Origin of the sequence: Alteromonas sp. AO-Serp (assembly GCF_017849675.1) — a bacterium.
Lineage (GTDB): Bacteria > Pseudomonadota > Gammaproteobacteria > Enterobacterales > Alteromonadaceae > Alteromonas > Alteromonas macleodii.
Map to the genome: position 1 here is coordinate 1 of NZ_JAFLMX010000018.1, position 15,662 is coordinate 15,662.

General features: G+C 46.2%; 13 protein-coding genes. 8 read left to right on the plus strand and 5 right to left on the minus strand.

The genetic code is table 11. The features are described from left to right. Nucleotides 1-750: GGDEF domain-containing response regulator (locus QVA83_RS01500; RefSeq protein WP_287498050.1), on the plus strand; the 750-nt coding region annotated here is incomplete at its 5' end. A gap of 66 nt (nucleotides 751-816) precedes the next feature. On the opposite strand, the gene rarD is transcribed toward QVA83_RS01500, so the two are convergent. The 3 genes from rarD to QVA83_RS01515 all read right to left on the minus strand — a co-directional run bounded on the left by rarD (nucleotide 817) and on the right by QVA83_RS01515 (nucleotide 3,897). Then, on the minus strand, nucleotides 817-1,731 hold the full coding sequence (gene rarD / locus QVA83_RS01505; RefSeq protein ID WP_014947843.1) for an EamA family transporter RarD: 915 nt from the start codon (nucleotides 1,729-1,731) through the stop codon (nucleotides 817-819). 229 nt (nucleotides 1,732-1,960) lie between these two features. Next, nucleotides 1,961-3,298: a magnesium transporter gene (locus QVA83_RS01510; protein ID WP_014975345.1), complete on the minus strand. Its 1,338-nt coding sequence runs from the start codon at nucleotides 3,296-3,298 to the stop codon at nucleotides 1,961-1,963. Between the two features lie 86 nt (nucleotides 3,299-3,384). Then, complete coding sequence (locus QVA83_RS01515) at nucleotides 3,385-3,897, minus strand: thioesterase family protein (protein WP_287498051.1); 513 nt, start codon at nucleotides 3,895-3,897, stop codon at nucleotides 3,385-3,387. 213 nt (nucleotides 3,898-4,110) lie between these two features. On the opposite strand from QVA83_RS01515, the gene recQ reads away from it, so the two are divergent. Further along, on the plus strand, nucleotides 4,111-5,952 hold the full coding sequence (recQ, locus tag QVA83_RS01520) for a DNA helicase RecQ (RefSeq protein ID WP_287498052.1): 1,842 nt from the start codon (nucleotides 4,111-4,113) through the stop codon (nucleotides 5,950-5,952). Nucleotides 5,953-6,037: 85 nt separating this feature from the next. Here recQ and QVA83_RS01525 read toward each other — a convergent pair whose 3' ends face one another. After that, nucleotides 6,038-6,706 (minus strand): glutathione S-transferase, encoded by a 669-nt coding sequence (locus tag QVA83_RS01525; RefSeq protein ID WP_287498053.1) that lies wholly within the window; start codon nucleotides 6,704-6,706, stop codon nucleotides 6,038-6,040. 105 nt (nucleotides 6,707-6,811) lie between these two features. Between QVA83_RS01525 and QVA83_RS01530 the strand changes: the two genes are divergently transcribed. The 4 genes from QVA83_RS01530 to QVA83_RS01545 all read left to right on the plus strand — a co-directional run bounded on the left by QVA83_RS01530 (nucleotide 6,812) and on the right by QVA83_RS01545 (nucleotide 12,041). Beyond that, nucleotides 6,812-7,129, plus strand: a complete 318-nt coding sequence (locus QVA83_RS01530; protein ID WP_287498054.1) for a hypothetical protein — start codon at nucleotides 6,812-6,814, stop codon at nucleotides 7,127-7,129. 88 nt (nucleotides 7,130-7,217) lie between these two features. Further along, nucleotides 7,218-10,064 (plus strand): EAL domain-containing protein, encoded by a 2,847-nt coding sequence (locus QVA83_RS01535; protein ID WP_287498055.1) that lies wholly within the window; start codon nucleotides 7,218-7,220, stop codon nucleotides 10,062-10,064. Nucleotides 10,065-10,196: 132 nt separating this feature from the next. Further along, on the plus strand, nucleotides 10,197-10,811 hold the full coding sequence (gene ribA, locus QVA83_RS01540; protein WP_014947836.1) for a GTP cyclohydrolase II: 615 nt from the start codon (nucleotides 10,197-10,199) through the stop codon (nucleotides 10,809-10,811). A gap of 135 nt (nucleotides 10,812-10,946) precedes the next feature. Beyond that, nucleotides 10,947-12,041, plus strand: a complete 1,095-nt coding sequence (locus QVA83_RS01545; RefSeq protein ID WP_287498056.1) for a DUF3300 domain-containing protein — start codon at nucleotides 10,947-10,949, stop codon at nucleotides 12,039-12,041. 429 nt (nucleotides 12,042-12,470) lie between these two features. Here QVA83_RS01545 and QVA83_RS01550 read toward each other — a convergent pair whose 3' ends face one another. Next, complete coding sequence (locus QVA83_RS01550) at nucleotides 12,471-13,343, minus strand: ATP-grasp domain-containing protein (RefSeq protein ID WP_061439009.1); 873 nt, start codon at nucleotides 13,341-13,343, stop codon at nucleotides 12,471-12,473. A gap of 173 nt (nucleotides 13,344-13,516) precedes the next feature. On the opposite strand from QVA83_RS01550, the gene QVA83_RS01555 reads away from it, so the two are divergent. Further along, a complete protein-coding gene (locus tag QVA83_RS01555) occupies nucleotides 13,517-14,998 on the plus strand; it encodes a methyl-accepting chemotaxis protein (RefSeq protein WP_287498057.1) in 1,482 nt (493 codons plus the stop codon). A gap of 36 nt (nucleotides 14,999-15,034) precedes the next feature. Continuing rightward, nucleotides 15,035-15,553, plus strand: a complete 519-nt coding sequence (locus QVA83_RS01560; protein WP_014947832.1) for a DUF6436 domain-containing protein — start codon at nucleotides 15,035-15,037, stop codon at nucleotides 15,551-15,553. Nucleotides 15,554-15,662 lie beyond the last annotated feature (109 nt).

Sequence of the window (15,662 nt, forward strand, 5' to 3'; positions counted from 1 at the left end):
GACAACACGTTGCCTGATATGACAGGCACGCACTTTGTCGCCAGTTTAAGAAAAGCCTTTTCGAAAGAGCAGCTGGCAATTATGGGCGTTGCTGGAGGCAAAGGCATGTTAATGTCTGCGCACTTTATTAAAAGTGGTGCAAATGACTTCTTGCGAGTGCCCTACTGTCATGAAGAGTTCTTGTGTCGCGTGATGCAGAACGTGGAATATATTGAAAGCGTTGAAGAAATTCGTCGTGTGGCCAACACCGACTATTTAACAGGTTTGCCTAACAGGCGCCACTTCTTCTACATGGTTACTGTACAACACCAAAACCTGTCTGAGGATCACGCTCTCGCCCTTATTGACCTAGACTTTTTCAAATCGATAAACGATACCCATGGCCATGACGCAGGTGACATTGTGCTAAAAGCCATGGCGGCCCTTATTGAGTTTTATTTTCCGGACGAAATTATCTCCCGCTTTGGTGGCGAAGAGTTTTGTATATACATGCCGTCAACACCACTAAAACAAGCCTGTGAGCGTCTAGACGACTTCAGAAAAGTGGTGGAAGCGGAAATTATTCAGCTGCCTAAAAGCGACATTAAAGTGACCTGCAGTATTGGGGTAAGTGGCGCCCACACTCAGCGCGTAGATAAGCTACTAAGCCTTGCCGACAAGCAGATTTATGCCGCCAAAAATAGTGGGCGTAACCAAGTGAAGTGCGAACCACCAGATGTTCCTCAGCAAGAGCAAGCTTCACTGCTTTAGCTTTTCACTCAATCAACCGCCGCTTAGCTGTCCGACGTTTAATTAAAGACTTGTGCGCAAAAGCCCCTACTCCACCGCTAGCTTTCGCGCTTTACGCTGACTGCGGTAATTAACTAGCGAATCTGCACTAAACAAGATAAGCGCAAACCACACAAAGCCGAAGGTCACCAAGCGCGACTCTTCAAGCGGTTCGCCGTACAGGTAAACCGCCAGAATGAACATAAGCGTTGGGCCAATGTACTGAAAAAAGCCCAGCGTTGAATACATAATGCGCCTTGCTGCAGCGGTAAAACAAAGTAGTGGCGCGGTAGTTACAATGCCAGCCGCTAAAATAAGGGTATTTAGCGTGGCGTCGTTATTAAATAAGTTACTGTACTCAGAGCCAAAGAAGACCCAGTAAATAATAGCGAATGGCGAGAGCATTAAGGTTTCAATGAATAGGCCGGGTAGCGAGTCTACTGCCACTTGCTTGCGCAATAAGCCATACACACTAAAACTTCCCGCAAGCACCAGGGCAATCCACGGCACGTGGCCATAAGAGAAAATAAGAATAGCCACGCCAATAACGGCAAGCCCAACGGCTACACGCTGTAAGTTACGCAACCTTTCACCTAAGAAAAGTCGCCCTAAAAATACGTTGATAAGAGGGTTGATGTAATAGCCAAGGCTTGCATCAAGAATATGGTCGTTATTAATTGCCCAAATAAACAAGAGCCAATTCGCCCCGAGTAACAACCCTGCAACGAATAAAATCTGCATAACGCGCTTATTGCGAAAGGCGGCGCCCACTTTGGGCCACTGCTTTAGCGCGGCTATAAGCCCAACCAAAAGCACCACAGACCAAATTACCCTGTGCATCAGGATTTCAGCTGCCGGCAATACCATCAACTGTTTGAAATAAACAGGTGCGACACCCCACATGCTATATGCGGCAATTGCACAAATAACGCCGACTTGAGCGGCACTGGCTTGCTTAGACAAGACTGACTCCAACGAAATTCGGGGGAAGAAGGCGCGTATTGTTTATCAGGTTAGGTGAATTCACAACCCTTAACGCTTTCCAATGCGGCAAAGGACGTGTAACAAGCGGCATAATTAATGAAACGCAATTAACAAAAAATGAAAAAGCCCCACTAAATGTGCTCATTCAATGGGGCCTTAGATGCGTTCCTCATGAAAAAACAGGACAAGGTTTATCGCGGGAATGGTGCTACAGCAGAAACAGTGTGCCCAAACCTAAGAATGCTACAAAGCCTACAATGTCGGTTACGGTAGTCAAAATGACCGACCCCGACAGTGCTGGGTCTATTTTCAGCTTGTCCAATATTACAGGCACAAATACGCCTGCAAGTGCGGCGGCTACAATGTTGAACAGTATGGCCAAACAGATAACCAACCCTAACATGGCATCGGTAAACCAGAAATAAGCAACAACGCCAATTACCAAGGCCCAAATCACGCCATTTACGCCGCCTACTTTAAGCTCTTTCACCATCAGCGCCCGTAAGTTGGCAGGCGTGACCTGCCCCAACGCCAAGCCGCGTACAATCAGGGTTAGCGTTTGACTACCTGCAATGCCTCCCATACTTGCCACTACCGGCATCAGTACCGCAAGGGCAACCACTTGTTGAAGGGTGCCTTCGAACAATCCAATAAACCACGAAGCTAAAAATGCGGTAAGCAAGTTAATGCCAAGCCAAAGGGCACGATTTTTCGCACTTTTCGCCACAGGCGAGAATAAATCTTCGTCCTCATCCATACCGGCCGAAGCCATCACTTGGCGTTCGTAAAACTCGTTAACCAACTCACTTGCAGAGGTCACATCTAATCGGCCGAGAAGCTTGTTGTTTTCGTCAACTACCGGCAGCGACGCAAGCCCAGAACGTTGAACAAGTAGCGACGCATTCATAGTGTCGTCAGCCCCTTGAATGGTCGTCACACTTTCTTCTGACAAGTCGAATAGCGACACGTGATCTTGCGCATTGAAGAGGTGGCTAATTTTAACCAGCGCGGAAAATTGACCTGAGCGGTTCACCAAAAAAATGCTGTCACAATGCTGAGGTATGTCACGTCTTAATAAGCGTAGCCCTTCGCGCACTTTCGCGTTCGAAGGTAACACTAACTGCTCGTGGTTAACCCAGTGCCCTATTTGGTTATCGGGGAATTGTGTCGCTTCTCTGAAGTACTTACGCTCTTTAGAATCTAGTGATTCATAGGCCATGTCGACTAGGCGTTTTGGCAATGAATCGAGTAGTTCCAGTAAATCTTCTGCGTCAATATCAGCAAAAATAGATGCCCATTCGTCGTGCGGCGTATTGTCGATAAGAATTTCACGGGGGTCGCTACGCATCTCAACCAATACGTCGAGCTTACGGTCGCGAGGAATGCCTTCCCATACCGCCAAACGTTTTTCTACGGGCAACGATTCTAACAGTGATGCAATGTATACCTCGTCCTGCCCCGCAAGGGTGGCTAACAAGGTCGCCGGATCGTCACCCATACTATCGGTAACAATCTCTTCAATTAAATCTGGTAATGGCTCTGCCATGCTACACCTCCCGTTAATACCGCTCACTTCCTTTACACAACGTAACAACAGGCATTGTGGGATGATGCAAACCTATTAAGACACTGCTATCCCAGCATGTATGTACCCGTGCCAAAGGCTATATGATCGCCTTTTTCATTGTGCAATTCCATTCTACAAACCACTAATTTACTGCCCTTGCGTATAATCGTGGCTGTCGCAACAAAGCGCTCGCCTCTTCCCGGCCTTAAGTAGTCAACGCGCATATCGACTGTGCCCATGGTGGGCAATCTAACTTGAAGGTCCGCAAGGTGTTCACGTGCGGTTTGTTTGATGGTTTCTACAATTGAAACTAAACCACCGATGGTGTCTAGCATAGTCGCTGTTACACCGCCGTGTAGGATTTTTTGCATTGGATTGCCGGTCAGCGCTGGTTGCCAATCAAGGTGCAGGGAGATCTGTGTATCCAGCCCCTTTCCTTCGGTAACAAATTCCAAGCCCAGCAACTGGTTAAACGGCATAGTATCACGAAAAAGCGTAATTACATGTTTAATCATTAGTTCATGGTTTAGTGTTTCGCTGCCCTTAGCTTCGTCTTTATTAGTCGTTTTGTTATCCACTCGCTTTCCTTGATGAATTGATATTTGTAATGTGCTTATAAGCAACATTACTACCGAACGTAAGTTTGACGGAAATTCATCCAACCAATGATGTTGAATCAAAATAAATTATAAGAGCTGCTGCCCCTCTGATCAGGACTATCGCTGAATTTTAGTCTAGTTTTTTAAATTGCCCCGTGAAGACGTCGCCAAAAACGCGTAAAATCCAGCGCCATGACAACTGCAATAGCTCCATCAGAATTAGCGCCAGAAACGCAACGTGTAAAAACACCAGAAACCGTCTTAAAAGATGTATTTGGTTACGATGCTTTTCGCGACGGTCAAGGCGAAGTCATTCACCAAGTATGTGAAGGTAAAGACGCACTTGTTTTGCTTCCAACAGGTGGTGGCAAGTCGCTGTGCTATCAAATTCCTGCGTTAGTGCGCCAAGGCACCGCTATTGTTGTGTCACCGCTTATATCGCTTATGCAGGACCAAGTAGAACAGCTTAAAGCGCTGGGCGTAAAAGCTGCCTATCTCAATTCAACGCTAGAAACAGACGAACAAGCACGCATAAATGACGCACTTCAAGCAGGAAAGCTCGACTTGCTCTACGTGTCGCCTGAGCGTTTAATGCAGTACTATTTTCAGCAGTCGCTTGCGCACGCCGACATTGCCTTATTTGCCATTGATGAAGCGCACTGCGTTTCCCATTGGGGGCACGATTTCAGGCAAGATTATCGCGCTCTGGGGCAAATAAAATCCCGCTTCCCCTCTATTCCTGTTATTGGACTCACAGCGACTGCAGATTCGGCCACCCAAGCAGACATACTGACGCAGCTAAACCTTAACGACCCGCTGGTTTATAAAGGCAGCTTCGACAGACCCAATATTCGCTACCGCGTAATGAGCAAGTACAAAGCCTTTGATCAAGTTGTTGCTTACGTAAAACAGCAAGAAGGTAGCGGCATTATTTACTGTAACAGTCGCGCTAAAGTCGACGACCTGCACGCTAAATTATTCAGACAAGGCTTTCGCTGTGCGGCCTATCACGCGGGTATGGATAACGACGAGCGAGAGCTGGTACAGCGCCAGTTTCTTAACGACAAAATTGATATTGTGGTGGCCACCGTTGCCTTTGGCATGGGTATCAACAAATCGAACGTGCGTTATGTGGTTCACCACGATGTTCCGCGCAGTGTTGAAAGCTATTATCAGGAAACCGGCCGAGCGGGGCGAGACGGCTTGGAGTCAGAAGCTTTATTGTTGTTTGATGAAAAAGACGCAGCCCGCGTAAAACAGTGGATAGAGCAAGGGGAAATAGCCGAGCGCAACCAAATAGAGTTACAAAAATTTGCGGCTATGGAAGCTTTTTCAGAAGCGCAAACCTGTCGTAGACAAGTACTCCTGAATTACTTTTCGCAGTTCAGTGACAGCGCCTGTGGCAACTGCGACATTTGCCTAGACCCACCTAAGATGATCGACGGTTTGGTGATTGCACAAAAAGTACTGTCGTGTGTACTTCGGCTCTCACAGCAAGCCTCTAGCCAGTATGTCATTGATGTCTTGCGAGGCAAGCAGCTTAGGCGCCTTCAGGACGCAGGTCACCACCAGCTTTCCACGTACGGCATAGGTAAAGATAAATCGGATAGCTACTGGCACAACATTATCAACCAGCTTGTTCATAAAGGCCTTATACGCGTTGATATTACCGCCCATGCCGCATTGCGCTTAACCGAGGCCGCTCGGCCTGTGCTAAAAGGTGAAGTAGCGGTTCAGCTTGCCGTTCCGCGACTTGAATTTAAGCCCGACAAGAAAAAAGCAAAACAAGCGCCTGCTAACTACGACCGAACGTTGTTCACCCGTCTTAAGCACTTACGCAAAGTGTTGGCCGAAGAAAATGAAGTGCCGCCGTATGTGGTATTTAGTGACGCTACCTTAGTGGATATGGCATGTAAACTCCCCACTACGCGCAACACCTTGCTTGATGTAAGCGGCGTAGGCCAAACCAAACTCGAACGCTATGGTGAGGCTTTTATCCAGCTTATTGATGATTACATAAATCGAGAGCACTGAGGGCTTGCAGGCCAACTAGATTCTGTTTTCCAGCTGGCCGCAGGGTTTGCACAAAGTAAAAGTGCACGCAGTAGAGATAAACACACTAGGCGTAAGCGTATTCCCCCCCTTTCTCAAGCGCAGCTTTGTAGGCTTCTCTGGCATGAACCCGTTTTACGTAACCTTGTATGGCAGTAAAGTCTTTCGCACGCCCGCTGGCTACCAACGACTCTAACGGAAATATCATTTGAACATCAGCGCCGCTGGGTGCGTCACCCGCAAACCAAGTATTTTTCGATAAGTAAGATTCCACATAGCGTAAGCTCTGCGCTAAATTAGGGCCATAATAGGCATTTAAAATACCGTCTATCAGTTTGTCAGCGATAGGTTTAATAAAGAAGGGCTTCGAAGCTTTTTGGCGTGCTTTTTCCAGTACTAAATTCGCCACCAATGGGGGCATTAGCGAGCCTTCAGCAAAATGTAGCCAGAACCAGTACTGCTGTAGCGCCTCTGGATCTTGGGGTACTGAAAATGCATCAGTAGCGTGGTGGCGAACAAGGTATTCCACAATAGCACCAGACTCCGCAATGGCACCGTGTGGCGTAGTCAGTACCGGAGAGCGCCCCAGCGGATGAACAGCACGCAGCGAATCCGGCGCTAGGTTCGTATTGCTGTCTCGTTGATAGAATTCTATTTTGTACTCTACGCCTAGCTCTTCAAGAAGCCACAAAATTCGCTGCGAGCGAGAGTTATTTAAATGGTGAAGTGTTAGCATACCCCGTCCTTAATACGCTTAGATTAACGCTATTGTTTTTGTGTTGTACTATATACACTTTATAAAGCAAGCAGGTTTACAATAACCGGCGAATTGATAAGTTCTATGCAAAATCTCACCAAAGAAGACATTCAACAGCACGCCGTGGTTAACGAACAAAGCGTAGAAATCCGCATTGCATTACCTTTAACTCCTCTTAAAACTCAGCAGTGGGCAGAGCAGTTTTGTGAAATTTTTCACTTTTCACTATCCGACGCAGATTGGGGAGCCGATCGCTTTCAGGCGCTTGTTACCACCCAATCCAGCAATACAAATTTTCAATGCATACTATGCATTGAGTGGCTTTGCGAGGCGATATGGCTGGAACCGGTAGGCACACAACAATCACCGAATGCGATCTACCAGTATCTTCAAAACACGTAAGTATTACCGTGCCTTTTTCTTTCTGTTTGGCTTTTAGGACAGACTAGTATTATTCTATAGAAAACACATAATTAGCGCTTCAAGGATCATGCTAGTGCCAATCTCCCAGCTAACAAAGTACGTTGCAGCTTTGCTCATTAGTTGGGTGGTTCTAAGCATAAACGCCTTTGCCAGCCCGCGGCTTGTTATCGATGAGTCTTTCGAAAGGGAAATCATCAACCATTATGCACGGGTATCAATTGCACCTAATAGCGCAACCTATTTTGATGTATTGACGGGAAGCTCCACAAAAACACCAACAGCAACGGCTTCTTCAACAGAACGTGTGTGGTATTCAACAGAGCTTGTCCACTCTGGCTATAGTGCCATTCCCTTAGTGCTTAATATCGACCGTCTAAACGTTGATGATTTGCAGATTTATCTTCTAGACAGCAGCCAGCGAATTATAAAATCGTACCGTTATCAAGCTGGTAAAGGTGACTATTCGTTAAGACAACCGCTTCCAAATATCAGGCTTGCTTTCACCCTTCAACCATACCAAGACGCTCGGTTACTAATCGCAGTGAAAGACGAGGGGCTAAAGTACTTTCCAATGTCACTATGGGAGAGAGACCTGCTTGCTCAACACGACACTAATATGCTGACTTTGCTTGGTGCTGTGTCGGGTGTGATGGCACTCATTGCTTTCTATTTTCTTTTTTCCTACTTATATCAGCGTATCCCTACCCGCTTCTGGCTAACCATGTCGTCATTGGTGCTTATTGCGTTATTGTTCATTACAGAGGGTGGCCTCGCGTTTTGGCCTAGCCTGACTAACGCCAGCGAGCATTTTTACGCCGTATGCTTCGGCGTATTACTACTGTGTATTGGAAAAGTGACTCATCACCTGTTCTCTCGTGTGCCTTTTGTTTTAAGACTGCTAAATTATGCTCTACCTATTGCTGCTACCATTTACTGTTTTACCGTAAATGCTTATATGGTCACAATCACGCTGCTTATACTCACAGCGGCGATGGGTTTGTATCACGTTACCCTTGCTCTTATCTTTAAAGACAAAGGCAGTAGTGTTGTCAGCACCACTTATATTCTGGCCTGGCTATCTTTCTTTGCGTTTTACGCCTTGGTGACCCAAAACCTTTTCAGCGACCTTATTTATACTGTCGATGTCGCGATGGGAATGCTGTTTTTCTTAACCTTGGGTTTCCTGTGTTTTGGATTTGCGGTCATCACAAAAGAGCAGGTACTCAATCAACATAAGCTCTCCTCTCAAGCTGAAACAATTTCTAGCTTAAATCACTTTTATGACTTGTTCCGAAACTCCGCTGAAGGACACTACACATCAACCTGGGACGGTAAGCTAATTTCAGTTAACCCTGCGATGTGCACGGTGTTTGGGTATGAGAATGAGGAAGAAATGCTTAGCGAGGGAGCAAGCACAAAAGCCTTTTACGCATCACCAGAAGACAGACATGTATTGTTAGGTGAGATATCACAACAAGGCCATGTCACCAGAAAAGAGATACGGGGAAAACGTCGGGACGGCACTGAGTTCTGGTTTTCATTGTCTTGCCAGATCCGCGAGAACGATGAAGGAACTTACCTGTACGGCTCAATTATTGATATCACGGAAAAAAAGCAATCCGATTTAAGCCTTCAGTATTTGGCTACTCACGACTCACTAACCGGCGTATACAACAGACGGCAATTTGAATCTGTCTTCAAGGAAAAAGTACATAACCACAGCGCGTTACCTGTGTGCCTACTCTTTTTAGATTTAGACCGATTTAAAGTCGTTAACGACACCTGCGGTCACAAAGCGGGAGATGTACTCATAAAAGACGTCGCCCGCCTGATTGAAAATACGCTGCTACCCAACGCGCAGCTAGCAAGACTCGGGGGCGATGAGTTTGGCGTTATCTATTCAGATTTAGATGTTGATGCGGTATATCTCAATGCAGTGAAAATTCTCAATGCAGTACAGGCCTATCGGTTCATGTGGGATAACCGAATATTCAACCTAGGCGTAAGTATTGGCATGGTTGTGTGCGACGATAGTAACGTTAGCTCAGGGCAGTATTTAAGTATGGCTGACGCCGCCTGTTATTTTGCCAAAGAGCAAGGCAGAAATCAGGTGCATAAATATAATAAAGATGACGAGAGCATGCAGCGCTATCAGCGTGAGTTGGACTGGGTCTCTTCTATAAACAACGCCTTGGAAGAAGGGCGCTTTGAACTTTATTACCAGTCTTTAAGACCTTTGAGCAAAGCCAGCGATGGTCACTATTATGAAGTGCTATTGCGCCTAAGGGAAAAAGACGGAAAAATTGTTGAGCCCGCTAATTTTTTACCCACGGCCGAGCGCTTTGAAATGAATGTAAATGTCGACAAATGGGTAGTCACAAATACGTTCAAATGGCTGTCTGAAAACCCTGAACATCTCGCTGAGTTAAGGCGATGCAGTATAAACCTCAACTGCCATTCATTAGCAGACAGAGATTTTACGTTATTCATTTTAAACGCTTTCGAAACCTTTAATATTCCTTACAACAAGATCTGTTTCGAGGTGATCGAGTCGGTAGCGATTATAAAAATGGAGGACACCCTTGCCTTTATGCGTACCTTTAATCGCCTTGGGTGTTCGTTTGCCCTAGACGACTTCGGCAGCGGCTTCTCTTCGTACAGTTATCTCAAAAGCTTGCCGGTTAATCAGGTAAAGATTGACGGTATGTTTATCAAGGATATGCTGAACGACAGTGTAGACACGGCTATGGTTGCGTCAATCAATGATGTAGCGAAAGCCATGGGTATGCAAACCGTCGGGGAATTCGTTGAAAATGAAGGCACCATGGCACAACTTGGCAAAATGGGCGTTGATTTTGCCCAAGGCTATAGCGTTGCAAAGCCTGCCCCGCTGCGAGAGTTTACGCCACTTTAATAACTGCACTTAATATACGTCTTACTAAAAAAGTGATAGCACTAGCGTCAACTCGCGTATAATAAAATGGTAGACTTGCAAAAAAGGAAGTCATCCCCACTTATTGCCTACTGTCCAAAGTGTAGAAGTAACATGAGTAGCAAACAGCCTAAATACGAATATGTCAGTACCGCAAAATTACCCACTCGCATGGGTGATTTTAAAATACACGGGTTTGTTGAAGCCAGCGGCCAAGAACACGTTGCCCTTTCTTATGGAGAGTGGAAAGAAGACGACGTAGTGCCAATTCGTATCCATTCAGAATGCTTAACAGGCGATTCTTTATTTAGCACCCGCTGTGACTGTGGCTTTCAATTAGAAAAAGCCATGCAAAATATCGTCGATAATGGTCACGGTGTGCTGTTATACCTTCGCCAAGAAGGTCGAGGTATTGGTCTTTTAAATAAAATTCGCGCCTACAACCTTCAAGATAGCGGCATGGACACAGTAGAAGCTAACGAACATCTTGGATTTGACGCCGATTTAAGAAGTTACGATATCTGCAAGCTGATGCTAGATACGCTGAATGTGAAGCATGTTGAGCTTATGACAAACAACCCGAAAAAGTTGGCAGCACTAAAAGCGCTTGGTATAGACGTGGTTGCACGCAAGCCTATTGACCACGGTATCACCAAAGACAACAAGCATTACTTAAAGACGAAAACAGAAAAGCTTGGGCACGCTTTCGACCCCCACGTTTTCAAATAGACAAGTTATTTAAAAACGCCCACACCAATGTGGGCGTTTTCTATTCAGCTTGGGTTAATCATAGGCTGGTTATAACGTATACAGACTTACCATTTAGCGCGCGAAAAGCCGTTGCTCATGCGCTAAGGAGAATGTATGAAAAACATAACCTTATCTGTGATTGTCGCACTGTCTAGTGTTTCAGCGCTACCTGTCATCGCCCAGTCGAACGCCAACCTTGCACATGTTTCTACGTCAACGCAGCAATATTCTGACGCTGAATTAGACAGTGTACTTGCGCCCATTGCGCTTTATCCTGATACCCTGCTTACTCACATACTAATTGCGGCTACCTACCCGCTTGATGTAGTTGCAGCCGACCGCTGGCGCCAAAGCAACAAGCATTTAACCCCGGGGCAGGTGGAAAATGTGCTGGCGAGTGTTAACTGGGATCCCAGCGTAAAAGCACTCGCTCCTTTTACCGACTTACTCAACACCATGGCGAATGATCTTCAGTGGTTACAGCAACTTGGTGATAACGTATTAATTGATCAAAGCCGTGTGCTAGAGCGCGTGCAGGTGCTTCGACAACACGCCCTCAACACCGGTAATCTGGTGACCAATGACTACATTGAAGTTGAACGGGAACGTGAGCCTACTCGCGAAATAATTTACATTGAGCCCCGTCAGCGGGAAGTGGTGTATGTGCCTTATTACGACCCTCATGTTGTGTACGGTCACTGGTGGCACACAACTTCACCAGTTCGCTGGCGTCATCACGTAAGCTATCATCATCATAGCAATGTCTATTGGTCTCCAAGCATCCATCTTTCTACGTTCTTTTTCTTTGGTAGCGTTCACTGGCATAACCGCCATGTGGTTATTCACCGCGAGCCTGTACGCCGGTATTATCACGGTAGCCCAAGAAAACGCGTGATAAGCCGAGACTATCGTCGCTGGGAACACAACACGGTGCATCGTCGTGCGCGTTACTCTACTCGAGTAGTTCACAATGCGCCTTCGCGATATGAACATGCGGGTGTGTCGCGGGCAAAGCACTTGTCTAATAAACACGTTAGCAAGGTAAATACATCGAAACGCCACAATGACAAAAATACCGTAAGACCCATTGCGCGCACGGAAAATACCAAGACCGTAAAACGCACTATTGAACCAAAACAGGTAACGCCACCTAGAGAAGCTCGTTTTCAGAACAAACAAGGCTCGGTAAGCCGCAAACAATCCATTTAGCACGCGCTAATACGCAATCAAGTGGCTAGCAGAAGCGAGAAGCCGACTAGGGACCGGACGCTAAGCCAGTTAAAGCGGGACAAACCCGCTCGGATATCAACGCCGTCAGAGTCGAAGCGATATGCTAATAGAGAAAACACGCTAAAGCGCCCAGCTAAACAAAACATAAATCGAGAGCGATTTGAAAGAACGAGTCCGCAAAACAAGCCGGTGGCTCGAGAGAGCAGTAAGCCAAGACGAATTGAGCGGGCGAGTACTTCTTCAGTAAGCCGTGCTCAAGTTAAGAATTATGAATCAAGCAGAAACAGGACGATAAAGCAGGGACGAACTGAGAAGACGCTGCGTTAGCACTAAATTAAAAAGTTAGTTTCCTATCAGTAAGCCAGCAAACCTATAATTTGCTGGCTTCACTTTTCATTTATTCAACGCTTAGGCCCTATTCAAATGAAAGCTTATCAATGCGTCGACAAAGCGCAGGGGAGACTGTTCATCTAAATTGAAGTAAAGAGAGGGCTCAATAAGTTCAAGTTCCATTATCGCCCAGCCACTGCCCTGCCTGACTAAATCAACCCGTGCATAAAGTGCTTCGCAAGGCATTGCTGACAATGCTTTCTGGGCAATATCTAGTTGTTCTTCATCTACGGCAACGGGATGTAAGCTCCCCCCGTGTTCTTCTTGTACGCGAAAATCGCCTTTCTGCGGCACCTTTTTAATGGCATGGCTGTACTTCCCGCCAAAATAGAAAAGCGAGTACTCCCCTTCTTCAACCACGCTATTTAAGAAAGGTTGAATCATGAAATCACGTTGATTAAACGTATCAGAAAGCGCCTGTTGCTGTTCATGCCAATTTGAGACCGAGAGCTTAAACGTATCATCAGCATTAGCGCTAAGCGTAGGTTTAACCACCACAGTGTCGCAATTGAAATGGGAAAAGGCCTCATCAATAACACTGTTATTAAATGTATTACTCCACCGTGTACTTACAATAGGCACGCCCTTGCCCTGTAGGTCTTTTAAGTAGTGCTTTTCAATATTCCACTGCATAAGAGGCAATGGATTGAGCAAGGTTGCACTCGACGCATCAATTTGAGTCAAACAAGCCAGAAAGGCCTCTGGATGCTGCTGATAATCCCATGTACTGCGCACAATCACGTAGTCAAACCTATCCCAGTTTTCTGACTGACTATGCCAAGATATGGTTTCTACAGACCAACCGTTATCATTGAAAAACGGGATCAAAAGCTCGTCGTACACAAAGAAGTCTTCAAGGTGGTCAGTAGAAAGAAAGGCGATGGCAGGCATGATTGTGTCCTTTAGCTTATTTAGGCATTCGAAGATTAAACTTTTTTAATAACAGTAACTTCTATACAAAAGTTAAATGGCGTAAAAACCGTGACTTACGTAAACTGTGGCGAAGTTAGCACACCCCTTATTTTTAACCTACACTTAATCCCAAATACTTGTCGGAGATTGGCATGCAGTATCCTTGGCTCCTAGAAGGTCACAAGATTTTTCGCGTTGTAATTGTTATCCAACTGCTAATTGCGATTGGCATCGGTTTTTATACTGGCGAGATTCTTCCTGCATTTGTTCTTGGTATTCCAATTGCTGCCGTACCACTTATCCTTAGTTTGCAAAATCCCTATTCAGCGATAAGTCGCCATGCGATGGCTATCGGTGTTCAACTGCTAACAGCCCTCCATATCCACCAGTCATTCGGGTTAATTGAAGTCCACTTTGAAATCTTTGTTCTTCTGGCATTCCTTTCCTACTTTAGAGACTGGAAAGTGGTTGCAACCGGCACTGCAGTCGTTGCTGTCCATCATATTTCGTTCTTCTTTTTGCAAGCGGGCGGCGCGCCGTTATTTATTTTTGAAGAAGGTCACGTAACCTTTCCTATCTTGCTGATGCACGCCGTGTTCGCGCTTTCTGAGGGCGGTGTTTTAATGTACATGGCTAAACAAAGTCATCAAGAAGGTGCAGGTGCGGCTGAACTGCGCTTAGCTATTGAGACCATGCAAAAGGGTGACGGTAGACTCGATTTATCTATTGAGCTTAACCGAGACCACAAGATCGTGAGACCTTTCGCAGAGCTCATCGACCAAGTAAAAGCATTAATTGAGCTTGCTTCAAATTTAACAGACGAAGTTGTTAGAGGCTGTGACAAGATGGAGCTGGCGGCAAACAACATGTTTGAAATCAGCAGAAACACTGACCAAGAGATTGCCATGGTATCGGCATCGTCAGAAGAAATCGCACAAACGATGCAGCTGTCTACCGAACAAACAACCCTTGCCAGCGACAAAGCCTCTGCGGCACAAAGTTCTTCGCAGACTACGCGCGACTCTATTTCCAACACAAGCCGCACCATAGATTCGCTGCGCAACACATTAAATGCGGCAGCGCAGACAAACTCGGCGCTTAACGAGCAGTGCGCGCATATTTCTGACGCAATGCGCTCCATCACCGCCGTTGCCGAGCAAACTAACTTGCTTGCGTTGAACGCAGCAATCGAGTCAGCCCGCGCAGGGGAACACGGCAGAGGTTTTGCCGTTGTTGCCGATGAAGTACGCACTTTGGCTATTCGCTCAAAAGAAAGTGCAGACCAAATCACAAGTATTACTGAGCAGCTAGTTGCCCAAACCGCCAGTTCAGTCGAACAAATGCAAACCTGCATTCAGCTGGTTGATGAAGCCGTTGTATCGAGCGATAACGCCACTTCAGCCATGACCCAGATCATGCAGCAAATTCGCGAAGCGAGCGAAAGCATGACCGAAATAGCGACATCAGCGGTGGAGCAAGAAACCGCATCGTCTTCTATAGCGCAAAGTACGGCGCGATTAAGCGAATTCACTTCTGAGGAACTGGCTACCGCTGAATCGCTAGCAGGCGAAGTTGAGGTGTTGTCACAAATCTCTCAACGCATGCGCAGTGCTATCGAGCGATTTAAGCTTTAACCAAAGCGCTAGAAGCACGCTGTTGGCATTTGGGTTATGCATAAAAAAACAAGCTGGATACTTTTGTTGTTATGGGCGGTGAGTTTACTCACCGCCTTGTTGGTTTACGGTCAGCGCCAGCTTTCTTCCTTCGACCCAAATGGTGATTTACTTCACCGCACAACAGCGCCTAATTTTGACGCTTCACTTGTCGAACTACTAAACGAACAAAACATTGCCCCTGGTTCTGTTATTCATGTGGGAACGCAGTCTCGTTGCTACTGTGAAACGTTAACTACACCTCACCAAACTCAGCTATTAACAAAGCTAGGAAATGACTTTCATCAAGTCAGAGTGAATATAGAAGACGTACCAGAACTCGCCGCTATGCTTGATGCAGTGCCCGCGCTGATAGTTTTAGACATGCAAAATCAGCTTCGCTATTTAGGTCCATACGCAACGGGCTACGGATGCTTTACCGGAAAGAACCTTGTCGAACAGGTTGTAAGCTATACCACACAACTCCCCTACAACGGTGCGGTAATTAACACTGATGCAACTGGATGCTTCTGTTAAACCCTTGGCATAGATTATGTAACTTATCTTTGTATATCGTGATATCACTATAAACATGGCAGAAGGCGCGCATATTTTGCGCACTAGGTGCCGTTTCGTGAAAGGTTTA